This window comes from Pseudarthrobacter sp. NamE5 (genome assembly GCF_005796225.1).
GTDB lineage: Bacteria > Actinomycetota > Actinomycetes > Actinomycetales > Micrococcaceae > Arthrobacter.
Genome location: NZ_VAHO01000001.1, coordinates 181,403 through 207,825, shown reverse-complemented (window position 1 = coordinate 207,825; position 26,423 = coordinate 181,403). Strand labels below are relative to the sequence as shown.

27 protein-coding genes are annotated in these 26,423 nt (G+C 66.0%); 16 read left to right on the top strand and 11 right to left on the bottom strand.

Annotated elements, in window-relative coordinates; all coding sequences use genetic code 11:
* Positions 1 to 65: 65 nt before the first annotated feature.
* The 3 genes from FDW84_RS02205 to FDW84_RS02195 form a co-directional block, all read right to left on the bottom strand.
* Positions 66 to 2,420, bottom strand: coding sequence for an FdhF/YdeP family oxidoreductase (locus FDW84_RS02205; protein WP_138606118.1), 2,355 nt, complete (start codon positions 2,418 to 2,420; stop codon positions 66 to 68).
* A gap of 117 nt (positions 2,421 to 2,537) precedes the next feature.
* Positions 2,538 to 3,158 (bottom strand): MBL fold metallo-hydrolase, encoded by a 621-nt coding sequence (locus FDW84_RS02200; RefSeq protein ID WP_138606116.1) that lies wholly within the window; start codon positions 3,156 to 3,158, stop codon positions 2,538 to 2,540.
* The gene (locus tag FDW84_RS02195; RefSeq protein ID WP_138606114.1) at positions 3,158 to 4,243 is read right to left on the bottom strand and encodes an S-(hydroxymethyl)mycothiol dehydrogenase; all 1,086 of its coding nucleotides are present in this window, start codon (positions 4,241 to 4,243) and stop codon (positions 3,158 to 3,160) included. Before FDW84_RS02195 ends, FDW84_RS02200 begins: the two co-directional genes overlap by 1 nt.
* A gap of 345 nt (positions 4,244 to 4,588) precedes the next feature.
* Between FDW84_RS02195 and FDW84_RS02190 the strand changes: the two genes are divergently transcribed.
* The 3 genes from FDW84_RS02190 (at position 4,589) to FDW84_RS02180 (ending at position 6,622) form a co-directional block, all read left to right on the top strand.
* Positions 4,589 to 5,407 carry an HAD family hydrolase gene (locus FDW84_RS02190; RefSeq protein ID WP_138606112.1) on the top strand — a complete coding sequence of 273 codons (819 nt, stop codon included), beginning with the start codon at positions 4,589 to 4,591 and terminating at the stop codon, positions 5,405 to 5,407.
* Between the two features lie 137 nt (positions 5,408 to 5,544).
* Positions 5,545 to 5,778: a hypothetical protein gene (locus FDW84_RS02185; RefSeq protein WP_371419121.1), complete on the top strand. Its 234-nt coding sequence runs from the start codon at positions 5,545 to 5,547 to the stop codon at positions 5,776 to 5,778.
* Positions 5,779 to 5,818: 40 nt separating this feature from the next.
* Positions 5,819 to 6,622, top strand: coding sequence for a glycerophosphodiester phosphodiesterase family protein (locus FDW84_RS02180; RefSeq protein WP_240721329.1), 804 nt, complete (start codon positions 5,819 to 5,821; stop codon positions 6,620 to 6,622).
* 20 nt (positions 6,623 to 6,642) lie between these two features.
* Here the strand turns inward: FDW84_RS02180 and FDW84_RS02175 are convergent, their stop codons facing one another.
* Positions 6,643 to 7,140, bottom strand: a complete 498-nt coding sequence (locus tag FDW84_RS02175) for a hypothetical protein (RefSeq protein WP_138606106.1) — start codon at positions 7,138 to 7,140, stop codon at positions 6,643 to 6,645.
* Positions 7,141 to 7,281: 141 nt separating this feature from the next.
* Between FDW84_RS02175 and FDW84_RS02170 the strand changes: the two genes are divergently transcribed.
* Positions 7,282 to 7,500: a DUF6480 family protein gene (locus FDW84_RS02170; protein ID WP_138606104.1), complete on the top strand. Its 219-nt coding sequence runs from the start codon at positions 7,282 to 7,284 to the stop codon at positions 7,498 to 7,500.
* Positions 7,501 to 7,539: 39 nt separating this feature from the next.
* Here the strand turns inward: FDW84_RS02170 and FDW84_RS02165 are convergent, their stop codons facing one another.
* The 3 genes from FDW84_RS02165 to FDW84_RS02155 all read right to left on the bottom strand — a co-directional run bounded on the left by FDW84_RS02165 (position 7,540) and on the right by FDW84_RS02155 (position 12,007).
* Positions 7,540 to 8,637: an EAL domain-containing protein gene (locus FDW84_RS02165; protein ID WP_138606100.1), complete on the bottom strand. Its 1,098-nt coding sequence runs from the start codon at positions 8,635 to 8,637 to the stop codon at positions 7,540 to 7,542.
* Between the two features lie 164 nt (positions 8,638 to 8,801).
* Positions 8,802 to 10,343, bottom strand: coding sequence for a putative bifunctional diguanylate cyclase/phosphodiesterase (locus tag FDW84_RS02160; RefSeq protein ID WP_138606098.1), 1,542 nt, complete (start codon positions 10,341 to 10,343; stop codon positions 8,802 to 8,804).
* Between the two features lie 17 nt (positions 10,344 to 10,360).
* Positions 10,361 to 12,007 (bottom strand): ATP-binding protein, encoded by a 1,647-nt coding sequence (locus FDW84_RS02155; protein WP_138606505.1) that lies wholly within the window; start codon positions 12,005 to 12,007, stop codon positions 10,361 to 10,363.
* Between the two features lie 214 nt (positions 12,008 to 12,221).
* Here FDW84_RS02155 and FDW84_RS02150 point away from each other — a divergent pair, with 214 nt between their 5' ends.
* The 5 genes from FDW84_RS02150 (at position 12,222) to FDW84_RS02130 (ending at position 16,224) form a co-directional block, all read left to right on the top strand.
* The gene (locus FDW84_RS02150; protein ID WP_138606503.1) at positions 12,222 to 13,007 is read left to right on the top strand and encodes a class I SAM-dependent methyltransferase; all 786 of its coding nucleotides are present in this window, start codon (positions 12,222 to 12,224) and stop codon (positions 13,005 to 13,007) included.
* 134 nt (positions 13,008 to 13,141) lie between these two features.
* Complete coding sequence (locus tag FDW84_RS02145; protein ID WP_205754712.1) at positions 13,142 to 13,591, top strand: hypothetical protein; 450 nt, start codon at positions 13,142 to 13,144, stop codon at positions 13,589 to 13,591.
* Positions 13,592 to 13,681: 90 nt separating this feature from the next.
* Positions 13,682 to 14,098 (top strand): hypothetical protein, encoded by a 417-nt coding sequence (locus FDW84_RS02140; protein ID WP_138606096.1) that lies wholly within the window; start codon positions 13,682 to 13,684, stop codon positions 14,096 to 14,098.
* A 107-nt stretch (positions 14,099 to 14,205) separates the two neighbouring features.
* Positions 14,206 to 15,015, top strand: coding sequence for an SDR family oxidoreductase (locus FDW84_RS02135; protein WP_138606094.1), 810 nt, complete (start codon positions 14,206 to 14,208; stop codon positions 15,013 to 15,015).
* An 84-nt stretch (positions 15,016 to 15,099) separates the two neighbouring features.
* On the top strand, positions 15,100 to 16,224 hold the full coding sequence (locus tag FDW84_RS02130) for a glycerate kinase (protein WP_138606092.1): 1,125 nt from the start codon (positions 15,100 to 15,102) through the stop codon (positions 16,222 to 16,224).
* A 4-nt stretch (positions 16,225 to 16,228) separates the two neighbouring features.
* Here the strand turns inward: FDW84_RS02130 and FDW84_RS02125 are convergent, their stop codons facing one another.
* Together FDW84_RS02125 and FDW84_RS02120 are read right to left on the bottom strand one after the other, a co-directional pair.
* Positions 16,229 to 16,573: a LuxR family transcriptional regulator gene (locus FDW84_RS02125; RefSeq protein WP_138606090.1), complete on the bottom strand. Its 345-nt coding sequence runs from the start codon at positions 16,571 to 16,573 to the stop codon at positions 16,229 to 16,231.
* A gap of 43 nt (positions 16,574 to 16,616) precedes the next feature.
* Complete coding sequence (locus FDW84_RS02120) at positions 16,617 to 17,138, bottom strand: DUF6328 family protein (RefSeq protein ID WP_138606088.1); 522 nt, start codon at positions 17,136 to 17,138, stop codon at positions 16,617 to 16,619.
* Positions 17,139 to 17,348: 210 nt separating this feature from the next.
* Here FDW84_RS02120 and FDW84_RS02115 point away from each other — a divergent pair, with 210 nt between their 5' ends.
* From FDW84_RS02115 to FDW84_RS02095, 5 genes are all read left to right on the top strand, one after another.
* Positions 17,349 to 18,248: an SDR family oxidoreductase gene (locus FDW84_RS02115; protein ID WP_138606086.1), complete on the top strand. Its 900-nt coding sequence runs from the start codon at positions 17,349 to 17,351 to the stop codon at positions 18,246 to 18,248.
* A 48-nt stretch (positions 18,249 to 18,296) separates the two neighbouring features.
* Complete coding sequence (locus FDW84_RS02110; protein WP_138606084.1) at positions 18,297 to 18,668, top strand: hypothetical protein; 372 nt, start codon at positions 18,297 to 18,299, stop codon at positions 18,666 to 18,668.
* A 179-nt stretch (positions 18,669 to 18,847) separates the two neighbouring features.
* Positions 18,848 to 19,720: a glycosyltransferase family A protein gene (locus FDW84_RS02105; RefSeq protein WP_240721328.1), complete on the top strand. Its 873-nt coding sequence runs from the start codon at positions 18,848 to 18,850 to the stop codon at positions 19,718 to 19,720.
* 95 nt (positions 19,721 to 19,815) lie between these two features.
* Complete coding sequence (locus FDW84_RS02100) at positions 19,816 to 20,721, top strand: GAF domain-containing protein (protein ID WP_138606082.1); 906 nt, start codon at positions 19,816 to 19,818, stop codon at positions 20,719 to 20,721.
* Positions 20,718 to 21,737 (top strand): SGNH/GDSL hydrolase family protein, encoded by a 1,020-nt coding sequence (locus tag FDW84_RS02095; protein ID WP_138606080.1) that lies wholly within the window; start codon positions 20,718 to 20,720, stop codon positions 21,735 to 21,737. The genes FDW84_RS02100 and FDW84_RS02095 overlap by 4 nt, the downstream gene beginning before the upstream one ends.
* Positions 21,738 to 21,745: 8 nt before the next feature.
* Here the strand turns inward: FDW84_RS02095 and FDW84_RS02090 are convergent, their stop codons facing one another.
* On the bottom strand, positions 21,746 to 23,098 hold the full coding sequence (locus tag FDW84_RS02090; RefSeq protein ID WP_138606078.1) for a uracil-xanthine permease family protein: 1,353 nt from the start codon (positions 23,096 to 23,098) through the stop codon (positions 21,746 to 21,748).
* Between the two features lie 199 nt (positions 23,099 to 23,297).
* On the opposite strand from FDW84_RS02090, the gene FDW84_RS02085 reads away from it, so the two are divergent.
* Positions 23,298 to 23,903, top strand: coding sequence for a malonic semialdehyde reductase (locus FDW84_RS02085; protein WP_138606499.1), 606 nt, complete (start codon positions 23,298 to 23,300; stop codon positions 23,901 to 23,903).
* Positions 23,904 to 24,066: 163 nt separating this feature from the next.
* Positions 24,067 to 24,567 carry a hypothetical protein gene (locus tag FDW84_RS02080; protein ID WP_171046635.1) on the top strand — a complete coding sequence of 167 codons (501 nt, stop codon included), beginning with the start codon at positions 24,067 to 24,069 and terminating at the stop codon, positions 24,565 to 24,567.
* On the opposite strand, the gene pgm is transcribed toward FDW84_RS02080, so the two are convergent.
* Positions 24,564 to 26,228, bottom strand: a complete 1,665-nt coding sequence (pgm, locus tag FDW84_RS02075) for a phosphoglucomutase (alpha-D-glucose-1,6-bisphosphate-dependent) (protein ID WP_138606074.1) — start codon at positions 26,226 to 26,228, stop codon at positions 24,564 to 24,566. The two genes, FDW84_RS02080 and pgm, sit on opposite strands and share 4 nt — an antisense overlap.
* Positions 26,229 to 26,423 lie beyond the last annotated feature (195 nt).

The following is a 26,423-nucleotide window of genomic DNA, read 5'->3' as shown; positions in this document are numbered from 1 at the left end:
GACATCCGGCACCTGCCGAATGTCGCCGTCGTCATGCCGTCCTCTAGGGGCCTGAACGGCTGTCTCTACCTGGCTGCGGCAGGCTCCAGTTCTTCGGATGCAACCTCGCCCGACGTTTCGGCAACGTGCGGGACGAAGCGGACAAACATTGCTTTGAAGCCGGGGGTGTTGGATTCGCGGGCGACGTTGTCTTTGTGGACCAGGACGTTGGCTTCAGGGAAGTAGGCGGCGGCGCAGCCCTTGGCGGTGGGGTAGGCCACGAGGCGGAACTTGTCGGCTTTGCGGTCGTGGCCGCCGAAGGTGCTGATGACGTCCACCAGGTCGCGGTCCTGGTACCCGAGTTCTTCGAGGTCTTCGGGGTGGATGAGGATGACGCGGCGGCCCCCGGAGATGCCACGGTAGCGGTCGTCCAGGCCGTAGTAGGTGGTGTTGTACTGGTCGTGGCTGCGGATGGTCTGGAGCACCAGGTGCCCGGCGGGCGGGGTGAGGTATTCCAGCGGGCTGACGGTGAACCGGCCGCGGCCGATGTCCGTGGCGAAGGAGCGGGTGTCCCGTGGCGGGTTGGGCAGCACGAACCCGTTTTTGGTCCGGACCCGGGTGTTGAAGTCCTCGAAACCGGGCAGGACACGTTCGATGTGGTCCCGGATGACGTCGTAGTCCTCGGCCATGGCCTTCCAGTTGACCGGGTGGTCCGGGCCGAAGGTGGCGTCGGCCATGCGGGCGACGATGACCGGCTCGGCGAGCAGGTGCTCGGAGACCGGGGTGAGGCGGCCCTGGGTGGAGTGGACCACGGACATGGAGTCCTCAACGGAGAGGAACTGGGCGCCCTTGGGGTGTTTGTCGTCCTTGTCGGTACGGCCGAGGGTGGGCAGGATCAGGGAGGTGCGGCCGTGGACGATGTGGGAGCGGTTAGGTTTGGTGGAGATGTGCACGGTCAGCCCGATCCGCTGCATCCCCGCCTCGAGCATCTCGGTGTCTGAGCAGGCCAGGGAGAAGTTCCCGCCCATGGACACGAAGACGTCCACCTCGTCGCGTTCGAAGGCCTCCATGGCCTCCACGGCGTCGTAGCCGTGGTGCCGCGGTGACGTAATGCCGAACTCGTTGTCCAGGGCTGCCAGGAGCCCTTCCTTGGGCTTTTCCCAGATGCCCATGGTCCGGTCGCCCTGGACGTTGGAGTGCCCGCGGACGGGGCAGGCGCCGGCGCCGGGCTTGCCGAAGTTGCCCTGCAGCAGCAGGACATTGACCATTTCCTTGATGGTGTCCACCGAGTGCGGCTGCTGCGTGACACCCAGCGCCCAGCAGAAAATAGAGGCCTTGGACTTGATGAGCATCCCGGCCACGGTCTCGATCTGGGCGCGGGTGAGGCCGGTGGCCTTTTCGGTCTCGGCCCAGTCCAGCTCCTGGCGGGCTTCGCGGTAGGCCTCGAACCCGTCGGTCTGCGCGGCGATGAAGGCGTGGTCGACGACGGTCCCCGGGTTGGCTTCTTCGGCTTCCAGGAGCAGGTGGCCCAGGGCCTGGAACAGCGCCAGGTCCCCGCCGACCTTGATCTGCAGGTATTCGTCAGCGAGCGGGGTGCCGCCGCCGACGACGCCGGAGACGGTCTGCGGGTCCTTGAAGTTGAACAGCCCGGCCTCGGGCAGCGGGTTCACGGCCACCACCTTGCCGCCCTTGTCCTTGCATTCCTTAAGCGCGGACAGCATGCGGGGGTGGTTGGTTCCGGGGTTCTGGCCCACCACGAAGATCAGTTCGGAATCGTGGATGTCGTCCAGGGACACGGTGCCCTTGCCGATCCCGATCGTGGGGTTCAGGGCAGAACCTGAGGACTCGTGGCACATGTTGGAGCAGTCCGGCAGGTTGTTGGTGCCGATGGCCCGGGCGTAGAGCTGGTACATGAACGCGGTCTCGTTCGCGGTCCGCCCGGAGGTGTAGAACACGCACCGGTCTGCCGTGGTGGCCCGGACGTGCTCGCCGATCAGCTCGAATGCCTCGGCCCAGGAAATGGGTGAGTAGTGGGTGTCGCCGGGGCGGATCACCACCGGTTCGCTCAGGCGGCCCTGGTTGCCCAGCCAGTACTCGGTCTTGGTGGAAAGTTCGGCGATGGAGTGCTTGGCCCAGAACTCGGCGCCCACGGTGCGGAGGGTGTTTTCCTCGGCCACTGCCTTGGCGCCGTTTTCGCAGAATTCGGCGGCCTTGCGCTTCTTGTCCGATTCCGGCCAGGCGCAGCCCGGGCAGTCAAATCCGCCGCGCTGGTTCAGCCGCAGCAGCGACTGGGCGGTGCGGGTCACGCCCGCCTGCGCCACGGCGCGCTCGAGCGCGACCATGACGGCCTTGACGCCGGCAGCCTCGGTCTTGGGTTTGTGGACTTCGAGGTTGTTCTCGTTGATGTCCTCCACGGGGGCGGGCTGTTTCCCGAACTTCATTGTTCCAACTTCCTTACCGGCATAAATTGATCGATTCCCGGCAAAGGCGCGCCGGGCTCTCCCGGCGCGCCCCTGCTGGCACTCTGTCCCCTGCGGCTGAGCCTGCCGCAGGACCTGCTACTGGGCGACCTTGGCCAGGGTTTCCTGCTCGGCCGCGATGGTGGTGTTGTCTCCGTGCCCGGTGCGGACCACAGTCTCCGGCGGGAGGGTGAGCAACCGTTCCCGGATGGAGGTGAGGATGGTGGGGTAGTCGCTGTAGGAGCGGCCCGTGGCGCCGGGACCGCCGTTGAACAGCGTGTCCCCGGTGAACACCGTTCCTTCGCTCTCAAGGTAGAAGCAGGTGGAACCGGGGGAGTGGCCGGGAGTGTGGATGGCCCGCAGGGTGGCCCCAGCCACCTCGAAGACGTCACCGTCGGTTAGTTCCCGGTCCGGCTTTGCATCCGGGTAGACCTGCTCCCACAGGACCAGGTCCTCGGGGTTCAGGTAGATCGGGGCGCCCACGGCCTCTGCAACCTCTCGCGCGGCGCCGATGTGGTCGTTGTGCGCGTGGGTCTGGAGGATGGCCAGCACCTTCCGGTCACCGATCTGGTTGATGATCGCGGTGGCGTCGTGCGGGGAATCGATGATCACGCATTCCTTGTCATCGCCCACGATCCACACGTTGTTGTCCACATCCCAGGTGCCGCCGTCGAGCGAAAACGTGCCGGAGGTGACCAGGTTCTCGATGGTGACCGCCATTAGAGCTCCACCACCGAACGCAGGACCTTGCCCTCGTGCATCTTGTCGAAGGCTTCCTCCACCTGCTCAATGGTGATGCGTTCGGAGACGAAGGCGTCCAGGTCCAGGTTGCCCTGCTTGTAGTGCGAGACCAGCATGGGGAAGTCGCGGGAGGGCAGGCAGTCCCCGTACCAGGAGGACTTCAGGGACCCGCCGCGGCCAAAGACGTCCAGCAGCGGCAGGTCAAGCTGCATTTCCGGCGTCGGGACTCCCACCAGGACCACGCGGCCGGCGAGATCGCGGGCGTAGAAGGCTTGCTTGTAGGTTTCGGGACGGCCAACGGCGTCAATCACCACATCGGCCCCGTTCCCTCCCGTGAGGGCCCGGATGGCCTCGATCGGGTCCTCGTTGCTGGAGTCGATGCCGTGCGTGGCACCCAGGGACCTGGCCATCTCCACCTTGTTGGCGTCGATGTCCACCGCGATGATGGTGGTGGCCCCGGCGAGCTTGGCCCCGGCGATCGCGGCGATGCCCACGCCGCCGCAGCCGATCACGGCCACGGACTCGCCACGCTTGACCTCGCCGGTGTTGATCGCGGCGCCGATGCCGGCCATGACACCGCAGCCCAGCAGCCCGACGGCAGCAGCGTCCACCCCGGGGTCCACCTTGGTGCACTGCCCGGCAGCGACAAGGGTTTTCTCGGCGAAGGCCCCGATGCCCAATGCGGGGGAAAGTTCGGTGCCGTCCTCCAGGGTCATTTTCTGGGTGGCGTTGGCGGTGTTGAAGCAGTACTGCGGCTGGCCCTTGGCGCAGGCCCGGCACTCACCGCAGACAGCACGCCAGTTCAGGATGACCCGGTCGCCGGGGGTGATGGAGGTGACACCGTCACCCACGGCGGAGACAACACCGGTTGCTTCGTGGCCCAGCAGGAAGGGGAAATCATCGTTGATCCCGCCCTGCTTGTAGTGCAGGTCTGTGTGGCAGACGCCGCAGGTAAGGATGTCCACCAGGGCCTCGCCCGGCCCCGGGTCCGGCACCAGGATGGTCTCCACTGACGCCGGAGCGTTTTTTTCCTTGGCAATGACTGCCTTGACTTGGTGAACCATGAACTGGTGTTCCTTTCCTAAAACCCGGGAATCGTGGCGGCGGTACCTGAGGCAATCCTGCTGCCCGTTCAACGATCTCATGCCGACGCCCGGGCCGCGGCGGCGTGTGCTGGGTTGTTTGTTATTGCGTATTACACAACACGGTGCATAGAGCGCGTACTGGAAATATGTCAGCCGTCACAGTGGAGTGTCAATAGCGGGGGCAAGTACTACGTCGCGCAGGGACCTGGCCAGGTGCACTTTGACGTTGCGGCAGGGCGCACTGCCGCTGTGCATTGCCCCGGCGGAGAGGCACCTGCTCAGCCGGCCTCCAGCTTCCGGCACGTCGCCACGTAGACTGGCAGGATGCGTTTGGTAGCGAGTGACATCGACGGGACGATCCTCGGACACGACGGAAAAATCAGCGACCGCACCGTCCGCGCCTTCCACGCCTGCCGGGACGCCGGCGTCGAACTGGTCTTCGTGACCGGCCGGCCGCCGCGCTGGCTGCACCCGCTGCAGGACCAGCTGGGGCACAGGGGGACGGTCATCTGCTCCAACGGCGCCGTAGTCTGGGACCTGGAAACAGACCAGCTGGTGTCCGCCCGGACACTGAGCCTGGACGCGGTGCTCGAAGTCCGCCGCGTAATCAAGCAGCTGCGTCCGGCAGCCCTGTTTGCCGCCGAAACACTAACGAGGTTCCACCTCGAGCCCGGCTTCATCGAAAACGAATCCAGCGAACTGCTGTCCGAGTTCACTCCCGCCGCGCTCGCCGATACACTCCCCGGCGACGACGCTGTGGTGAAGTTCCTCGCCATCGTCCGTGAGGGCACTCCGGACGACTTCCTCGCAGAGGTGGCTCCCGCCGTCGGACACCTCGCGGCGGCCACCCACTCCTCGCCCGGAGTCCCCATGCTCGAACTTGCCCTGCCCGGTGTCAACAAGGCCGTCACGCTGGCCGAATACGCCGGCACCCTGGGAATCGGCGCCGAGGACGTGGTGGCATTTGGGGATATGCCAAACGACATTGAAATGCTCCGCTGGGCCGGCCACGGTTATGCGATGGCCAGCGGCCATCCGGACGCGATCCGTGCCGCGGGACAGCAGGCGCCGCACTTTGATGACGACGGCGTGGCCCAGGTTCTGGAGGCCAGGCTGGCTTCGCTGGGAGTCACTCTTCCCTGACACCGGCCGGCGGCCTGGGAAAGTCGCTCCATTTACACAGCTTGCGCTCACCTGGCGTTCACTTTCGCTTCCTAGCTTTGGAGGCGGAGAGGCCAACCTCTCCTTTCCGGCTCAAGGGGTAGATGATGGCAAGAAAAGTGAAGCTTGGAACCGAAGCGCCGCTCCGGCAGGCAACACCCGCTCCGCACTGGAAGAAACTGCGGCAGGGCGACCGCGTCCGCGTCCTCCTCGCGCCAAAGTTCGAGGCCAACGGACTGGTGGACGCCCTCACCGCGGACCATGCGGCTGTGTGGATTAATTTCGACGGCGGCCGCGGACGTACGCTGCTCCACTGCAGCGACGGCGTGGACATCCTTCCTGAGGACAGCTGATACTCCCGGGCCCGCCGGCAGCCTCGGGTACGCTCACACTGTGAGCCTGCCGTTTTTCGACAATTCAGCCGGTGGCGGGTCTCCGCTGCCCATAGCGATGGCCCACCGCGGATTTTCCGGCGAGGGGCTGGAAAACTCCATGGCCGCGTTCCGCGCCGCCGTTGGCCTGGGCTACCGGTATCTCGAGACGGACGTCCACACCACGTCGGACGGCGTGGTGCTCCTCTTCCACGATGACACCCTTGACCGGGTTACGGACGGCCGCGGCAAGGTATCCGGCCTGCCCGCAGCCGAGGCGGCAAAGGCCCGCATCGGCGGCAGCGAGCCCATCCCGCGGCTCGATGAGCTGCTCGCGGAACTGCCCGACGTCCGGCTGAACCTGGATGTCAAGGACTGGAACTCCGTTGCAAGCATCGCCGCGGTCATCGAGGAGCGCCAGGTGCATCACCGGGTCCTGGTGACCAGCTTTTCGGACCGGCGGCGGCGCGCGGTGCTGAAGCGGCTGAGCCAGCCGGTCGCGGCGTCGGCCGGGGTGGGGTCAATCGCACTCTTTACCCTGCTGGGTCCGGTGCTTCCGCGCTCTGTCTTCCAGTGGCTGATGCGGAAGATCCTCCGGGACGTCCAGGCGCTTCAGGTTCCGGTCCGCCGCGGCATCGTCAAAGTGGTGACCCCCGCATCCATCCGGCGTGCGCATGCGCTGGGCCTGGTGGTCCACGTATGGACCGTCAACGAACCCGAGGAGATGCGCCGGCTCCTCGGGCTGGGCGTTGACGGGCTCGTGACAGACCGTGCGGACCTCCTCCGCGAAGTGCTCGTTGAGCGGGGAGAGTGGCCGCACGGCTGACTGCGGCCGGCCAGCCCTTTCTAGCCCCGGCCCGTGCTGGTGGAAGGGTCCTGGTCGCCCTCGGTGGGGTCCGCGCGCAGTTCATCCGGGTTGCTGTCGGGCAGGCCCGCCGAGCCCGATACCCCGCCCGGATCCGCCCCTGCCCCGCCGGCAGGGGCGGAAGCGCTCCCGGCCAGGCCGCCGTCGTCGTCCCGTCCGGCACTGCCCCGTCCAGCACTGCCCTCTCCAGCGCCGCGGCCTTCCGTGCCGCTGCCACCGTCTGACTCATCAGCGTCCTGGTCCCCGCCAAAGGGATTTTCGGACACCGGGCCGGGGGCCGCGCCGGTCTTGAGCCCCGGAGCCTTTTGCTTCTCCGCCTCCATGGCGTTGGATCCCTCGCTGAGGGAGGAGTGGACCTCTACGTCGTCTTGGGGATCCGTGGGGTCAGGAACATTCATTTTCTCTGTGGGTTTGGATGTCCCTGCCAGGTCTTCCATGGCGTTTTCTGCTGCCTTGCCGATGCTGTCGCCGATACCCATGTGACTGCTCCTTCCGACATTGTGTGCCGGGCGCCCGCAGCGGACCCCCGGAACATTACCCTTCCAGAATTATCAGCATGCTTACAATTAGTCCAGAGCCGGGGCATGGGACCGCGGCCGGACGGGAAGGACCAACTCATCATGAGCAGCTACCATCCGGAAAATGATCCGGCCAACCCCGACCAGCCGGGCAAGGACCCAGCTGACGCCAGGCCGGCTGGCAAGGACTCTGCGGGTTCGCCAAATCCGGACCCTGCCGAAGGCAACGTCACAGGGCTGGAGCCGGGCGGGGGAGTGCCTCCCGGGGAAACCCCGCCAGCGGAAGACCAGATGAGCGGGGACCAGGGCCACAGCGAATAAGCGGCCCGGCTAGGGCGCACTGCTGCCGGCCGGACCGCGTCAGCTCTGGTCGTTCCTGTGCAAAGCGGTGGCCGAGTGCGATGCACCCGCTTGGGCGGCTGTGCCGGCCTGCCCAGGTCCCGGGAGATGCCGCTGGAGCCCGTCCACGTCCAGCCGGGTGTTCCAGTTGGTCCAGTCCTTGGGCATGACGGAGGGCCTGCCCAGCAGGTAGCCCTGCCCGGCACTGATCCCCAGTTCGGTGAGGACTTTGAGCTCGCCCACGGTCTCGATGCCCTCTGCCACCAGGGTGGTTCCGATCTGTTCGGCAAAATCCACCAGGCAGGCCGCCAGGGCGCGCTGGATCCCGTCATTGTCCACGTCACCAATAATGTTCCTGCCCACCTTCAGGAAGTCCGGCCGCAGGTGGACCATACGGCTCACTGCGCCGGCGCCTGAGTGGGTGTCATCGACGGCGATCCGCAGGCCCCTGTCGCGCAGGGGGTTGATGGCGGAGATAAACTGCGCATATTCCTCGTCCTTGACCGTCTCCGTCAGTTCGAGCACCACACGGCTGATGGGAAGGTCGATGTGCTCGAACAATTCCGGCAGCCGCGGGTCCAGGCACGACGCCGGGGAGATGTTCAGGGAGACGAACAGGTTTCCCGGAAGATTCTTCGCGGCTGCTGCGGCGGACCCCAAGGCCGAGAATTCAAGGTTGGCACCCAGCCCCACTGCAGCTGCCTCGGCGAACCAAAGCTCCGCGGCGGCGCCGTCATCGCTGACAAACCGGGACAATGCCTCGACTCCCACCACTGTTTTTTCTTCCAGGCCGTAGATGGGCTGGAAGGCAGTCATGAGCATGTTGTTCTCGAGAAGCGCGCTGATACGTGACACGCTGCGGATGGCGTCAATTTGTTCGGCCAGTTGGGGCGGAAGGGCTGCAGGGGTGAGGCGCATCTGCCTGGCGCTTTCGAGCGTCTCCACCGTATTGGCGTCGCTTTGCCGGGTCTCCAGCAGGTATTCCAGCAAGGCCCGCTCCGGAACACCCGGATTTTCATCCAGCCTGTTGCTCAGGCGCTGCCGCACCGCCGCTCCGGACGGATCCGTGTCCGCCAGCACAGCGGCGATTATTCCCCATGCCTGTGTCCGAACCAACATTAACTACGCCCCCAGTTGACGAAGTAATGACCCAATGGCCCATAGCTGTTCAATTTCTAAATGCCTCTAAAATCCGGTGTCCCTGCTGAAACCTGTTTTCGCGGCGACGAAAACCAGACACCGCACGATGATCGTATATCGCAGGAAACAAAAGCGCAGTAGTTTCAGCCCTGCTCAATGGCGCTTTCCGGCCTGGCAGCCAGCAGTTCCGGTATTTGTTCCGGCGGAACGGGCTTGCTGAAGAAGTAACCCTGCGCGCTGAGGCAGCCCAAGCCGCGAAGGATCTCGGCCTGCTCAGCAGTTTCCACCCCTTCCCACACCGCTTCCAGCCCGCAGGCCCTGACGAGTTGCAGGACAGCTGCCACCAGTGCCGGTTGGCTGGGATCTGACCCCAGTCCCGTGATCAGCGACCGGTCCACCTTGACCCGGTCCACAGGGAGCCTGCGAAGGTAGCTGATGGACGAGTATCCGGTGCCGAAGTCGTCGATCTCGATGCCCACGCCCAGTCCGCGCAGCCCGCCCAGTGAATACCGGTCCAGCTCGTTGCCCTTGACGATGGCCACCTCGGTCAGTTCCAGGACCACCTGCTCCGGGCGCACGCCCGTCTCCTTGAGGACAGCCCTGACATCCTCGATGAACTGGAGGCTCTGCAGGTCCGTGGCCGAGATATTGATCCTGACGGAAAAGCTGCTGTCCACCACGGAAGCATCAAGCCAGTCCCGGAGCCGGTGCACAGCCGTCCTGAGTACCCAGTTTCCGAGCTCGGAAATCAGGCCGGCCTCTTCGGCGAGCGGAATGAACTCATCGGGCATGATGAAGCCCCGGGTGGGGTGGTTCCAGCGGATTAGGGCTTCCACGCCTTCGATGCGGCCGGTGCCGAGCTCCACCACCGGCTGGTAATGGAGCATCAGGCCGCCGGATTTGATGGCGCTGCGGAGATCCTCCACCAGCTGGCTGCGGAGCCTCCGCACCAGCAGGAGCCCGGGTTCGAAGCGGTGAAGCCTGTTTTGGCCTTCCGCTTTGGAGGCATACATGGCGACGTCGGCCTCCATCAGCATGTCCTCGGGTGTCTTCCCCGCGCCGCCGCAACTAAGCCCCATACTGGCCCCGCAGCGGACGCTGCGTCCCGGCACGTCAATGGGCTCGCCCAAGGCCGCCAGGATGCGGTGCCCCACAATGCCGGCCTGGTCCGCAGAAGCGCCAGGCAGGACGATCGCGAATTCGTCACCGCCCAGGCGCGCCACGACGTCGGAGGTGCGGACTGCGCTGCGGATCTTCTGCCCCACGATGGACAGGACATGGTCCCCTGCCGTGTGGCCAAGGCTGTCGTTGATGGATTTGAAGGCATCCAGATCCATCAGCAGGAGGGCGGGGCTGTCCCCGGACCCGCCGTCGGCGTCCAGCGCATCCTTCAGCGCCTCAAGGAGGGCGGAGCGGTTGGCCAGGCCGGTCAGCGGATCCTGCATGGCCATCTTCTGCATTTCCAGATGGGCTTCATGCAGCAGCTGGGTTCGGACCTGGACCCGCTGCTCCAGCTCTTCGTAGATAATTTGCAGGTCCTCTGCCAGTAGGTTAGTGCCCATGATGATGGCATCGAGTTCATCGCGTGCCGGGGACACCTCGATCCGGGAGCTGAGGTCTCCGGATGCCAGGCGCACGATGCCTTCGAGGAGCTGGGAGAGCCGCGGGTCGTTATCCGCAAACATCGGGTTCCGGCATGCGTTCAGTTCTCCTGGCTGCGGTCGGCGCCCAGGGGAAGGCTTACTTTGACGGTGGTGCCCGCACCCAGCGTGGAGGACACATCTATGCGGCCGCCGTGGCGGGACACGATGTCCTTGGTGATTGCCAGCCCCAGGCCGGTCCCCGGAATGGCCCCGGACATGGCGTTGGAGGCACGGTAGAACCGGGTGAAGACGTGGTCGATTTCGTCGCTCGAAATGCCTATTCCGGTGTCCGCCACGCTGACGGTGGCCCATCGCGTACCGTCGGCGGCGGCATGGGACTCGCTGCCCACCTCAATCCGGCCGCCGCTCGGGGTGAACTTGATGGCATTGGAAACCAGGTTGGTGAACACCTGCTGCAGCTGCACCTCGTCGGCAAGGATCTCAGGGTCCTCCGGGACGGGGTCCACGGCGATCGTGACGTTCTGCAGCGTAGCCAAGGGCCGAAGCGCTGCCGCCACCAGGTCCAGGGTTTGTCCCAGCCGCACCGGTGTAAGGTGCATCAGGCTGTCGTCAAGGCCGCTGCGCGAAACGCTCAGCATGTCCTCGATGAGGATCCGGAGCCGCTCCGTGTTCCTCACCACGATGTCCAGCATCTGGTGGACCTCTGGGGAGACCGGTTGCTCAGTGTTCTCCTGGATCATGTCCAGGTACGCCATGATGGACGTCAGCGGAGTCCTCAACTCATGGTTCACGGTGGCCAGGAAGTCGGTCTTGGCCTTGTCCAGCTGCTGAAGCTGCTTCACCACCTGCTGCTGGCTGCTGATCAGGTGGCTCTGGATAAGGCCATAGGCGGTATTGCCTGCTACGTGCTGCATAAGACCCAGCTCTGCGCCCGTCCAGCTTCGCTGCTGCTCCAGCATCGCGATCACTATGATGCCCAGCGAGGAATTCCCCTCGCCCATGGGCACCGCCAGAGACGAGGCGGCGTCCGCGATGCCGGCTGAAGGGGCCTGTCCCGCCGTCGGCCCCCCGGCCGTCGACTCCTCGGCTGCGGCGGATGAGGACGTCTCCGCCCCGGCCCACAGCAGGTCGGCCATCTGCCGGGCATGCTGCTCGTCCGGCAGTGAAGCGGGAGCAAGCGGTTTAAGTCCGGGCCTGCTCCAGGAGGCATTGATGCGCGGAACCCGGTCATCCTCAAAGGTCGCCAGCCAGACATAGTCCGCCTTGAACGTGCGGCCGAAGCCCGCCACCACGTGCCGGGCTATTTCCTGCGGATCATTCGTTGCCCGAACCGCAGCCGAAACCTGCCGCAGCTGCTCGCGGAGTGCCTCGGTCTCCTGCCGTGCCGCCTTGCGGCGGGCCACCATATCTATCAGGGCACCAGCGCGGTGGACAAGCTCCCTGGGCGGCGGCGGCTTGGCGATGCAGTCATGAATGCCGGAAGGCTTCATGGCCGCCAGCTCCGCGGGGTCGTCGAGGTCCACCACCACCAGCACCGGCGCGGCGGTTTCAACCGTGGCCAGGGACGAGTCAACCACGACGACGGAAGGCTCCGCGGCTTCCAGCCCGGCAGCAAGGGCCTCGGCATCTTCCGCGCACAGCACCCGGTAGCCGGCATCCCGCAGTGCCTGGGCGTTCGTTGCCAGCCGTGCGCCGTCGGGGTCTGCCACGACGGCGGTGCGGGGCGCGGACAAGCCACCAGGCATGTCAGCTGTCACAATCCCCCCTTCCCTCCCAGTTGACTACATTCTAGGGGGATACAGTGTGGTCGGCTTCACGAAGCGGCAGGCAGGCACGCCGCCTGCAATAAAGGGCGGCCATCCGCTTCCCGCTTGATCAGGCACTTATATTTGATCTGTGCCCTCCCCAGCGAAGCCTTCCCCCGCAAAATCAGCCTTTTCCGCCCTGCCGAAGTACCTGATGATCCCCAAACTCATGCGGTTGGCCCGCTCTGCCCCCAAGAACCGGCCACTGGCGTGGGACACCTACTGGGCGGGGATACGGGGAACCGGCTCCGGTGATGAAGTCCTGTGGGACTCGGGCACGGACCATGAGTTCCTTGGCTACAAGGATGTGCTGCTGCGGTACCTGGACCCGGAACTGCCCGTGGTGGACGTAGGCTGCGGACACGGCAGTTTCACCAGGGCGTTGGCGGAAGTCTTTCCCGAGGTCATTGGAGTGGATGTCTCCGCGAACGCTGTTGCCCATGCCAGTGCCCAGGCTGCGGCGGACATTACGCCGGCCGGTGGGAGCGCGGGCTGTATCCGTTTCGAGGCCCGGGACATGACCCGGACGGGTGCGGCGGAGGGACTGGCCGGCGACGGCGGCGCCAACGTCTTCATCCGGGGTGTGCTCCATGTCCTGGACCCGGCCGACCAGGCTGCGCTGGTGGAGAACCTGCGGCTGCTGACCGGCAGCCGGGGCACAGTCTTCCTGGCCGAGACCAATTTCCAGGGCAACCCGGTGGAGTACGTTTCCCACCTTGGTGCCACCGCACGGAAGATCCCGGCACCGCTGGAGCGGGCCATCCGCGGGCTGCCCATGCCCGGCCATTTCGGACCGGAAGAGCGCTCGCGGGCACTTCCGCCGGAAACCTGGGAACTCCTGGTGGACGGTGAGGTCGCTATTGAAACAAATCCCTTGACCGGCGTTGACGGGCAAAGCCGGGTGCCGGGATACTTCGCGGTGCTGCGCCCGCGGGCCTGATCCGCCGCTCCGCCTGTGTCGCGCCTGCGGGAAGCCGCCGGAAGCCCCGCGGGCCCTTGACAGGGAGCCCGGCCGGGAGGCTACATAGTAAGTAGACTTACTAGTTGGAGCCCCAGGGGAAAGGACGGCCATCCATGGCGCAGGACAAGGGCAACAAGAGCCGCGAAGCTGAAGCGGACCGGGATGAAGAAGACCTGGGCGCCGGACCCGACGAGGGCAAGGTGCGGACCGGGCCGGAGTCATCCAAGTCCCTTAAGTACTCACAGGAGGTCACCTCAACGGAGGACGAACCCGAGCGCGAGGGCCGGAGCCTGGTCACCACGCACCACGAAGTGATCCGGCAGTGGGCTGAAGAGCGCGACGGCGTTCCGGCCACGGTGGAAGGCACCGAGCACGGTGACCACCTGGGAGTGCTGCGGATCGACTTCGGGGGCGATGATGACAAGCTCCGCCACATCAGCTGGGAGGAATGGTTCAAAACCTTCGACGCCCGCCAGCTGAATTTCATCTACCAGGAACAACGCAGCGACGGCCAACAGTCAAACTTTTTCCGGCTCGAAAACCCCGGCCGGGAAGACGCCTAAGCCGCAACCGTCCAACCGCCCCAGTCCAGCACCGACCCACCCGCCGGCGCCGGTCCAGTGACGGCGGACGCAGAACATACAGGAACTGCCATGCGCGAACTCATCCCCTCCGGCGACCTCCGCGAGATGCTGCTGCCACCCACCTACGGGCGGCATGTCACCCGGTCCACGGAGTTCACCGTCCTCTCAGTCGAAATCTGGGCCACCGGCCTGGTGGTTAACATCCACTTGGCGTCCGGCGGCGGTCCGGAACCACGAATCATCCTCCAGGACCACTTCGGCACAGAGTATTCATTCCGGGATTCCGCCACCCTGGGATCCCGGAACCTGCAGGTGTTCACTCCCTCGGTGCCGCCTGGAACCAGGAGCCTGACGGTGAGGTCGGCCGATGATCCGAGTGGGCGGCAGGTAGTAACCTTCGCCGTCCCGCTGAGGGCCGTGCCGAGCGAACTGCAGCCTTCGCAGGATGGCGGCTACCCGCCGCCGGAGCTCCGCCGTCCTGCGTGACACGCGGCGCTGCCTGACGCTGCCATCACCACGCACCCTAACCGGCGCTGCCACGAACCCGTACGCATCACCGACTGCCCCGCTTGTTCCAAGGAAAGGTTGACACCATGCAGGACACCGCAGGATTCACCCCCAGCACCGCCATCGTCACCGCGTCGGACTCCGGTATCGGCAAGGCCACCGCCGTGGCCCTCGCCCGGGCAGGGATGGACGTGGGCGTCACCTGGCACTCGGACAAGGCCGGGGCGGAAAACACGGCCGAAGAAATCCGTGGGCTGGGACGCAAGGCCGTGGTGCGGCAGCTGGACACCACCGAACTCCGCTCCGCTGGCAGCGTGATCGAAGAACTGGCTGCCGAGCTGGGCGGCGTTGACGTTTTCGTCAATAACGCGGGCACCGGCGAGAGCACCAAGTTCCTGGACATGGACATTGACCGCTGGATGGAAACCTTGGATACCAACCTCAACGGGGCCTTCGTCTGCCTGCAGGCGGCTGCCCGCCGGATGGTCCGGGCCGGCAGGGGCGGGCGGCTTATCGCGGTCACCAGCGTGCATGAATTCCAGCCCCGGGTGGGATCGTCCGCCTACGACGCCTCAAAGCACGGCCTGGGTGGACTCATGAAGACGCTGGCCCTCGAGCTTGCCCAATATGGGATTACTGCCAATACGGTTGCCCCCGGCGAGATCGCCACCCCCATGACCGGGCAGGAGGATGAGGATCCAACGTCCAAGGACAGGCCGGGCGTCCCGGTCGGCAGGCCCGGTGATGCCCGGGAAATTGCCGCCGTGATCGCGTTCCTGGCCTCGCCCGGTTCCAGCTACGTCAACGGCGCCTCCTGGCCTGTGGACGGCGGCATGCTCCAAATGGGGCCGCAGGCAGGATCACACATCACCAGCCACGAGTGGCGCGAGGGCTAGGAGCTATCCAGCAGTCGGCTCACTTCCTGTCCGGATTACGGATTTGGCAAGCGCTTTCCACGCGGCTGCTGGCATGATGGTCGCATGCGCATTCTTATTGCTCCGGACAAGTTCAAGGGTTCCCTGACGGCAGCTGAGGCGGCTGCGGCCATCGCCGAGGGCGCGCTGCGGGTTTACCCGGACGCCGTAGCCACGCAGTTCCCCATAGCCGACGGCGGCGAAGGTACACTCGAAGCGGCAGTGGCTGCCGGCTACGAGGAGCGGCTGAACGCCGTCGTGGGCCCGATCCTGGCGCCCCTTGGTGCCGCGTGGGCCCTGCGGAAGGATAACGGCGGAAAGGTCACCGCCGTCATCGAGACGGCGCAGGCCTCCGGCCTTGCAGGCATGGAGCCCACCCCGGAGAACGCCCTCCGCGCACACAGCTATGGCTGCGGACAGTTGATCGCAGCTGCCCTGGACGCCGGGGCCACGGAAATTGTGCTGGGACTCGGCGGATCAGCGATGACCGACGGCGGCAGCGGTGCCCTGCGCGCCCTGGGCCTGAAGCCGCTGGACTCCGCCGGCAACGTGGTTCCGCTGGGCGGCGGCTCACTGGCCGACGTCGTCGCGCTTGACGCCAGCGCCCTGGACCCCCGGCTTGCAGCCACCACCTTCCGGATTGCCGTCGACGTCCGCAATCCCCTGTACGGGCCAACGGGCGCGGCGCACGTCTTCTCTCCGCAGAAGGGTGCGGACCCGGACGCAGCAGAATTGCTCGACGCGGGGCTGCGTAACTGGGCGTCCGTCCTGCGCCAAGCTACGGGCCGGGACGTGAACGTCCCGGGGGCCGGCGCCGCCGGCGGCTTCCCGGCGTCGTTCCTTGCCTTTACCGGTGCCACGCTGGAAGGCGGCTTCGCGCTGGTGGCCGGGCTTACCGGCTTGGCCTCGCAGCTGGGCGCGGCGGACCTGGTGATCACCGGTGAGGGCTCCATGGACTCTCAGTCCCTGACCGGGAAAGCTCCCATCGCCCTGGCTGACGCCGCCCGGGAGCGCGGAATTCCAGTGATTGTGGTGGCCGGCCGGATCCTGGTCACGCCCGAAGACCTCGCGGGGCATGGGGTAGTGGCTGCCGCGCAGCTGCTGGACGTGGCACCCAGCCCTCAGGACGCCTTGGCCAACGCCGCCAAGTACCTGGCCTGGGCAACAAGCCAGGTACTTGAGGGCGCGTAAGCAGCTAAACGATGGTGGTGTTGCGGCGGCGCCGCCAGATCAGCACCACGATCAGCGTTGCCAGGGCTATCCCGCCGATGACCCACGGGGCGAAGTCGAGCCGGGTGGACTCATTCTGTGCCGATTCGCCGGTTCCCGGGTTCGCGGGGCCCGTGGAGGCGGTATCCCCGGGAGAAGGCGTGGGAGATGAAGCAGTCATCGCCCACGCCCCTCCGGAGGATCCCGAACCCGTCTGCACAGCGGCCGTTGCGGAGCCCCCGGCCGGCGACGCGTGTGCCGCCCCCAGCGGCAGTGCCGGCGCCGAGATGACCAGCAGGGCAAAAAGAGCACTTCTCAGGATGTTTCTCATACAGTTTTCCTTTCGTTGGGAGCAGACCCGGAACTGACCGGGGTCACTTCTGTTTGAAATTGGCTGGTGCCGCCTCTGCTGCAGCGCGCCTGTTCAGGTGGATGGGGACGTAAACGAGGAGAATCACCATCACTGCCATCAGCGCTCCGCCGGCGGTGAGCCCTGCCGAACGTCCGGCGGTGACGTCAAAGACCAGGGCTGCCGTTCCCGCGCTCAGCAGTGCAATGCCGGCAAGGGTCAACTTGGCGATGGTGTCTCCGCTGGAAACCAGTGTTTCCTTGAGTCGCTTGCGGAAGAGCCGCCGGTGCACGCTGACCGGCAGGAGGATGAGTGCCGTAGTCAGCGCGGCGATGACGACGTTCGTCAGGTAAAGGTTCACCTGGAATTCATCCAGGTCTTCAAACCGCTCCTGGAAGGGCAGGGTCAGCAGGAAGCCGGCCAGGATCTGCACGCCCATCTGCAGGACCCGCATCTCCTGGAGCAGCTCAGCCCAGTTGCGGTCCAGCTGTTCCTCACGGGTTTCGTTCCTGCCCGTTCGGCCCGTGTAATCCTCCACCTCGGACATTGCATCTCCTTCCGCTGCCGCCCCCGGGGGGTTTCTTTCTACTCTTTCCCTACCCAGAAGCAAGGTTGACGTTGCGCCAAAGCCAACATTTGATAAGTTTACTGATTATTCGAACTGGGCGGTGGACTTTGCTCCTCCGGCCGGGATAGCTTCGAGGAGCCGGTGCATGGCGGAGCTCTTCGAAAAACCGACACAGTGAGCAGGCGGACTATGAGCGACACACAGAAGCAAACAGACCAGCCAAAGGACCCGCGGGGCGGCTACCACTCGGGCCCGTTCCCGGAACAGGAACAGAAGCAGCCCGGCCTCACGGCGCCGATGGAACCCAAGCCTGACCATGGAGAACTCAGCTACGAGGGCCACGGAAAGCTGCAGGGCAAGGCCGCGCTTATTACCGGCGGTGATTCCGGCATTGGCAAGGCCGCAGCCATAGCCTTTGCACGCGAGGGGGCCGACGTCGCCATCTCCTACCTCCCTGAAGAAGAGGAGGACGCCCAGGACACCGCCGACTGGATCCGGAAGGCCGGCCAGCGTGCCCTCCTGTTCGCCGGGGACGGGCGTGAGGAGGAATTCAGCACGCGCATCGTCGAGGAAACCGTGTCCGAGTTCGGCCGGCTTGACGTCGTGGTGCTGAACGCCGCATACCAAAAGAACCGTGAAAGCCTGGAGACCCTGCCCACCGAGGAGTTCGACCGGGTTTTCAAGACGAACCTGTACTCGCTGCTCTGGACGGCGCGGGCCGCTGTTCCGCACCTCAAGCCAGGCGCCTCGATCATCACCACGTCATCGGTCCAGGCCTTCAATCCCTCCCCGGGCCTGATCGACTACGCAATGACCAAGGCCGCGCAGGTGGCGTTCACCAAGGCACTGGCACAGGAACTTGGTCCCCAGGGGATCAGGGTCAACGCGGTGGCTCCGGGGCCCATTTGGACACCGTTGATTCCCGCCACGGAATGGCCGGAAAAACTTCCCAAGTTCGGCCAGGACACGCCGCTGGAGCGCGCGGGCCAGCCCGCCGAACTGGCCGCGGCATACGTGCTGCTGGCCTCGGAGGACGGCTCCTACATCTCCGGGGCAGTGCTGCCGGTCACCGGCGGCAAGGCGCTCTGACAGGCCAGCTCCCAGTTCAGCTCAATCCAACGCACAACAGGAGGAATTATGACGCAGGAAAACCAGCACGCACAGCCGGAAACGGACTCGGGCGGTTACGGCACTCCCACCGCCGAGCAGGAAATGGGCGGAATCCAGGACTCGGCAGACAGCACACAGGCGGGCGGCGCCAGTGACTCGGACAGCGTGGGAACCAACGAGCCGCAGCAGGAAACCAGCGGGGACCCGGTGCCCCGCGACGTGGACCTTCCCTCCGGTGAAGCCGACCTCGACGAGTCCAACGACGACTCCCAGGGATCTGCTCCGGTGTCCTCTGAACCAGGGCAGGAAGCTGCGGGGATTCCTGACGGCAGCGGCAATGACCTCCCTGAGGAGAAGTCACCGAACGACGACGGCGGTGAAAGCTTTGACGCCGGCTAAGCAGGAGCCGGGCTGCCAGCGCGCCTGCTGAACTGCACACCAGGAGGCCTCCGTCCCGATCCGTTAGGAATCCCAGGGCGGAGGCCTTCGGCGTGCCGGGCATACATCCGGGCCACGTGGGTACAGGAACGACGAACACATTCGCTAGCTATGCCGATGCAGGCGCCAGGAGGGTGGGCGTGAGCGCAAGATCTTCAGAACAATGGGCGCGCCGTAGTGGCGTGCCGGGCCAGGTAGACGTGGACGTGCTGCTGCCCACCTGCAACCGTCCGGCGGAACTCGCCGTGACCCTGGCGGGACTTGCCGGACAGACCGAGCCGGCCTTCGCCGTCGTTATCAGTGACCAGTCAACCGGCGCACCAGGCTGGGAACACCCTGCTGCTGCCGCCATGGTGCGGGTCCTCGAAGCCCAGGGCCGTCCGGTCACCCTTCTCCGCCACCTGCCGCGGCGGGGGCTGGCGGAACACCGCCAGTTCCTGCTGGAGCAGTCAACCGCGGAGAAATGCCTGTTCCTGGACGACGACGTCTGGCTGGAACCCGGAGCGCTGGACCGGCTCAGCATCGCCTTGGACAAGCTGGACTGCGGTTTCGTGGGAATGGCACCCCAGGGCCTGTCCTACCTGGACGACAGGAGGCCGGAGCAGACGGCGGTCTTCGAAGCCTGGGACGGCCCTGTTACGCCGGAACGCATCCGCCCCGGTGAACCGGGCTTTGACCGCTGGCCACTTCACAGCGCGGCGAACCTCAGCCACCTGGGCGCCGACCTGTCCCTGCAGCCCGGCGAGTGGGTTCCCTACCGGGTGGCCTGGCTGGGTGGCTGCGCCATGTACCGGCGGGACGCGCTCAACGCCGCCGGCGGATTCAGCTTCTGGACCATGCTGCCTGCGAACCACGCAGGCGAAGATGTCGTGGCGCAGTGGCAGGTGATGGAAAGGTTCGGCGGCGCCGGGATCCTGCCGTCCGGCGCCGTCCACCTCGAGGCGCCCACCACGGTGACGGACCGGCGGGTGGAGGCGTACGACATCGTGCTGAACCGGGAGCAGGCGGGCTGATTCCGCACTGCCCCTCCCTTGAAGGGCGCACGGGACGTATTCTGTAAATACAAGGTTTTGCAGTAGGCCGCGGCGCTCCCAACAAGGCGTGGAACATGGCCGCTGAACCCGCAGGGCAGCTCGGCTGGAAACCCCTTCCAGTACCCCCGGAGCAGGTGTTCGACAGCAAGGATGTCGAAACCTACCTCTGGGAGGTCACGCGCGACTTCATGGCGGACATCAAGGGTGACCAGCGCGGCATCAGCTGGGCCGCCACTCTCTTCCGGCTGGGACAGGCACGCACCGTTGCCGCCGGTACGGAAAAGGCACGCGAGGCGGACCGGGAGCAGTGCTCCTTCGCTGACGGGCCCGTGATGGAGGCCCTCCGCAGCGGCGAATTCGTACTGTTGTCCGACGTCAGCCGGGACCGCCGCTGGCCCGGCTACGCCAATGCGGCCGCCGGCCACGGTGTCCAGTCGCTCCTGTCGGTGCCCATCGCGTCCGAAGGTGGAACCAGTGCCGCCATCAACCTGTATGCAGCCTTTCCGCACGCCTTTTCCAGTGACGACCTGCTCCGTAGCCGCAGTTATGCGCGGCAGGTGGCACGTGCGCTGCGCGTGGTGGTCCGGGTTGCCGAGCGGGCCGAGGCGACGGCGGGAATCGCCGTCGTGCAAAGTTCCCTGGTCCTGGTGGACCTGGCGGTGCGCAGCCTTATGGATGAGTACGGGCTCAGCCGCGAAGGCGCCCTCCGGTTCCTGCAGACCCAGGCACTGCACCACGAGCTTGACCTTCGGGGTGCTGCCCTGAACATCGTCGCGCCCGGTCCCGGGCGTGAGCAGCGGGCCCGGGCCGCGGATGCGGGCAGTGAGCCCTCCGGGCTGGGGCCAGGAAGCCCCGAGGGAGTGGCGGACTTCCGCGTGGTGCCTCCTGCCGAACTGGACCACGAGGCGGACGAGCTGCGCCGCGCAGGAGGCGGAGCGGACACGGACCTGCCGCCGACGGCGGAAGGGAGGACGGCATGACTGCGGAGAAGCAGGAGCAGCGGCCGGAAGAAGTTCGCGTGCAGCTGCACGGGCAATGTGGGGATCCGGAGGTGCGGCGTGCGGATCCGGAGTTTGGAACCTGGCAGCATCCGTGGCGCCGTTTTGTGGCGCTGGGGGATTCGTATACCGAAGGCGTGGGCGACCCGGAACCGCGCAGCCTGGGCGGGCTCCGGGGCTGGGCCGACCGGGTGGCGGAGGAACTGAGCGCCGGCCAGCCGGACTTCGCCTATGCCAATCTTGCGGTCCGGGGAATGCTGCTCCAGCAGATTCTGGACCGGCAGCTGGATTCGGCGCTGGCCCTGCGGCCGGACCTCGTGGCTATGTCCGGCGGCGGAAATGACATCATCTTCCGGCGCGGTGACCCGGACAAGCTTGCCGACAAAATGGACCACGCGGTGCAGGTACTGGCCGGGACCGGGGCTACCGTGCTCCTCTTTGCCGGGCCTGACTGGGGCAATACGCCGGTGTTCAGCAAGATCCGCGGGCGCATGGCTGTCTACAACGAACACCTCCACGCCATCGCAGCGCGGCGGCACGCCATCATGGTGGATCTGTGGTGCCTGCCGGAACTCCAGCATGCCCTGATGTGGGACCCGGACCGGCTGCACCTCTCGCCGCTGGGTCACCACAGCGTAGCCGTCGCCACCCTCAACGCCCTCGGCGTGGACCATCCCCTCCACCCCCTGCAACCGCGGCCGCTTCCCGCGCACGGATGGAAACAGGCCAGGGCCGAGGACCTGGTGTGGGCGCGGCAGTATTTTGTTCCGTGGGTGTTAAAGCGCCTCCGGCCGCACAGCGTGGATGAGGACGCATTGGTGGCAAAGCGGCCGCAGCCCTCCCCGGTGTTCGGACTGGGCCGGCCGGGACCGTTCCCTCCCGGCCATCCCGCCGGGAGGCTGCAGGGAAGGGAACAGTTCCCATCTGTCCATGTGGAAAAGCCGGGCCAGGCAGCGCGTTCCGAACGCCGGCGGGAGAACCCTGGCAAGGTGGCCTGAGCCGGGGGTTACCGCTTTTTCGGTGACCGCCTGGCGGCTGCATTGACTGCTGCCTTAACCGCCGGCGGAAGGCCGGCCTGCTCCGTCTCCGGCTCGGCTACCGTACCGCGTGCCTTCGCGATGGCCTTCATGCCGTGGTAGATCACCAGGGCGGCGGCAGAGCCCAGCGCGATGCCGGTGAACTTGAGGTCGCCAATGGTCCAGGTGTAGTCGGCGATGCCGATGATCAGGGCCACGGCCGCGGTGGTCAGGTTCACCGGGTTCGAAAAGTTCACCTTGTTCTGGACCCAGATCTTCACACCCAGAATGCCGATCATCCCGTAGAGCATGGTGGCGGCGCCGCCCAGCACGCCCGGCGGAACTGTGGCAATCAGCTCGCCGAACTTGGGTGAGAAGCTGAGCAGAATGGCGAATATTCCTGCCACCCAATACGCCGCCGTCGAGTACACCTTGGTGGCCGCCATGACGCCGATGTTCTCTGCATAGGTGGTAGTGCCGGAACCACCGCCGACACCGGCCAGGACGGTAGCGGCGCCGTCGGCCATCAGCGCACGCCCGGAGACGCCGTCGAGGTTTTGCCCGGTCATGGCCGCAACAGACTTCACGTGGCCAATGTTCTCAGCCACCAGCACCAGGACCACGGGCACGAACAGGCCCAGAACGCCGATATGGAACTCGGGGGTCTGGAACTGCGGCAGGCCCACCCAGGCGGCGGCCTCCATCTTTTCGTAGCTCACCTCGCCGCGAAGCATGGCCACCAGATAGCCAACCACCACACCTACCAGGATGCTGAGCCGGCCCAGGATCCCGCGGAACAGGACGCTGACCAGGATGATGGTGGCGAGGGTGACGACGGCGGTGATGGGCGCGGCGTCGAAGTTCTGTTTTGCCGCGGGGGCCAGGTTCAGGCCGATGAGTGCCACGATGGCGCCGGTGACAATGGGCGGCATGAGCCGGTTGATCCATTCGGCACCGAACTTTTGCACAATCGCGCCCACCAGCGCGAGGACCGCGCCGGCCAGCACCACGCCGCCGAGCGCCCCCGGCACGCCGAACTGCTGCTGCGAGGCCATGATGGGAGCGATGAACGCGAAGCTGGAGCCGAGGTAGCTGGGGACCCTGCCCTTGGTGATCACCAGGAAGAGCAGCGTGCCGATGCCGGAGAAGAACAGTGTGGTGGCCGGCGGCATCCCGGTGATGATGGGCACCAGGAAGGTCGCGCCGAACATGGCCACGACGTGCTGCATGCCCACGCCGACGGTCAGCGGCCAGGCGAGCCGCTCATCTGGAGCCACCACGTGGCCTGGCTTGATGGACTTGCCGGTGCCGTGCAGCTTCCATTTAATTCCGAGCATGCTCATGGGCGGAGGCCTTTCAAGGGGGATGCCGCTGCGGGCGAAAATTATCTGGGACCAGAATACCGCCCGGCTCCTGCCGCTGCCTGCTGTGGCCAACGTCACCCGGCGTCATGGGAAGAGCCAGAACCTGGTTGAAGTTGCAAGTATCGAAAGCAACGAGGCCACCCCGGCCAAGCGGGGAGGCGCAGCGAAAGGTAACCCCATGACCATCGCCCACGAAGAAGCAGTCATCGATCCGGCCGCCGTCGACGCCATTTTCACCCAGGCCCGCACCGCCAACTCCTTCACCGGAGAGGTCACCGACGAGCAGGCACAGGCCATCTACGAACTGGCCAAGTTCGGCCCCACTGCCTTCAACTCGCAGCCCCTGCGCGTGACCTACGTCCGCTCGGATGAGGCCCGCGCCAAGCTGGTGGACGCTCTCATGCCGGGCAACCGCGCCAAGACTGCGTCGGCCCCGCTGGTGGCCATCCTCAGCTACGACACGGACTGGGCCGGGCAGTGGGACAACTTCCTCCCCGGCTACAACGCCCCCAAGGCCATGTACGACGCCAACCCTGAGTTGACCGCCGCCACGGGCAACAACAACGCCCACCTGCAGGCCGGCTACTTCATCCTCGCCGTCCGCTCGCTCGGATTTGCCGCCGGACCCATGACCGGCGCAGACTTCGGCGCCATCGACGAGGCATTCTTCCCGGCCGGCGACCAGAAGAGCTTCCTGGTGGTCAACATTGGTCTCCCCGCAGAGGGCGCCTGGGGCGAAGCCAAGCCCAAGTTCGCCTACGAGGACGTCGTCCGCACCGTCTAACCCCCTCCGACGCTCTCTCACTTGATGCGCCTTTTTTCCTGACGCTCTCTCACCCGTGAAAGAGCGTCAGAGGTTAAACCGCGTTAAGTGAGAGAGCGTCGTTTTTCAAACGGCATTGAGTGATGGGGCGCCCGTGGGGGAGTGGGAGACTGGGGCTATGCCGATGCGGAACCTGATCTTCGTGGCGTTCGTCGAGCCGGTGGCCGAAGGCGGGGTTTTCCCGCGGACGGAATGGCCGCTGCACATCACCCTGGTGAGGTTCGACGTCGGCAGTCCTGCAGGTGCCGACCCCGCCGGCCGCGTAGCCGGGCTGGCCGCGCCTCCAGCGCTGGCAGCCCTGGGTACACAACTAGCGGTGGGGGAGGACGCGGGGTTCGGCCGGAACGGCTCCGTGCCGGTGAGCCTGGTTTATCCGCACCCGGACCTGCAGACCCTGCACGAGCAATTGGTTACCGCAGTTGAAGCCCTCGGCGGCAGGGTCCTGACACCTGCCCACACAAGGTCCGGCTACCGGCCCCACGTCTCCCATCATGGTGACAAGCGGCTGAACCCTGGCGACGCCGTCGTGCTTGACCGGATCGCCCTGGTGGACATGGCGCCGGACGGTGACCGCACCGTCCGGCGCGTTTTGAATCTGTGGACCCGAGCCGAAGCAGAAGCCTAGGCGATGACGCTGTCCACCAGCGCTTTGGCTTCGGCCTGGACCTGCTTGAGGTGCTCCTCGCCCTTGAAGGACTCGGCGTAGATCTTGTAGACGTCCTCCGTGCCGGACGGGCGGGCAGCGAACCACGCGTTCTCGGTGACCACCTTCAGTCCCCCGATGGACGCGCCGTTGCCGGGGGCCTTCGTGAGCTTGGCGGTGATCTCCTCGCCTGCCAGGGACGTGGCGGTGACGTCGGCTGCGGAGAGCTTGCCCAGCTTGGCCTTCTGGTCACGGCTGGCGGCGGCATCGATCCTGGCGTAGACGGGAGCGCCGAACTGGTCGGTCAGGCCCTTGTACAGCTGGGAGGGTGACTTGCCCGTCACAGCGGTGATTTCCGAGGCGAGCAGGGCCAGCAGGATGCCGTCCTTGTCCGTGGTCCAGACGCTGCCGTCCTTCTTGTTGAAGGAAGCCCCGGCGGATTCCTCGCCGCCGAACGCCCCTTCGCCGGACAGCAGGCCGGGCACGAACCACTTGAAGCCAACGGGTACTTCCACGAGCTTGCGGCCCAGGCTCCCGGCCACCCGGTCAATGATGGAGGAGGACACCAGGGTCTTGCCCACCACGGAGGCAGGGTTCCAGCCGCTGCGGTTCCGGTAGAGGTAGTCGATGGCGACGGCGAGGTAGTGGTTAGGGTTCATTAGGCCGCCGTCAGGGGTAACAATGCCGTGCCGGTCAGCGTCGGCATCGTTTCCGGTGGCTACATCGAAGGCCGGCTGGCCTGATGCCGCTGCGTCAGACATCCGCTGGATCAGCGAAGCCATGGCCGACGGCGACGAGCAGTCCATGCGGATCTTCTCGTCCCAGTCCAGGGTCATGAAGGCCCACTGCGGGTCCACGGTGGGATTGACCACGGTGAGGTCCAGGTGGTGCCGTTCCGCGATTTCGCCCCAGTAGTCAACGGAGGCACCGCCCATTGGGTCCGCCCCGATGCGGACGCCCGCCTCACGGATGGCGTCCAGGTCCAGGACTGAGGGAAGGTCATCCACGTAGCTGCTGAGGAAGTCGAACTTGCCGGTGCTGTCCGCGGCCTGGGCATCAGCCAGTGGGATGCGCTTCACCCCGCGCAGGCCATTTTCGAGCAGCTCATTGGCGCGGTTGGCGATCCAGCCCGTGGCATCGGAGTCGGCAGGTCCGCCGTGCGGCGGGTTGTATTTGAAGCCGCCGTCCGCCGGCGGGTTGTGGCTGGGCGTGACAACAATGCCGTCTGCCTGCGGCGCACCGGGACCGGCGTTCCGGTTATAGGTCAGGATGGCGTGGCTCAGGGCCGGGGTGGGGGTGTAGCCGTGGCGGGCGTCGATGAGGACCTGGATTCCGTTGGCGGCCAGCACCTCAAGCGCCGAGTTCTGAGCAGGCTCGCTCAGGGCATGCGTATCCTTGGCGAGGAACAGCGGTCCTGTGACGCCCTGCGCAGCGCGATACTCCACGATTGCCTGGGTGATGGCGACGATGTGCTTTTCGTTGAACGACGCCTTAAGGCTGGATCCGCGGTGTCCCGAGGTTCCGAATACCACCCGCTGGCCCGGATCACCCAGGTCCGGGCTGATGTCGTAGTACGCATCGAGGAGCGCAGAGATGTCAACAAGGTCCTGGGGTTGGGCGATTGTGCCCGCTCGGCTAGCCATGCCACCAGCATGCCAGACGGCGGCCGGAGTCAAAACGACCGGCCCGGTATCCGGACTCCTGTGTCCGGCCTATGACGGAAGAACGTCATCAAGCGAGTAGCCAACCTGAGTACAGCGCACCAAAAGTACTTATATACCGGCGCCTGCACGCCCTGTTACCTTCGGAAAATCCGCAGGAACCATCCGGAAGCAAGG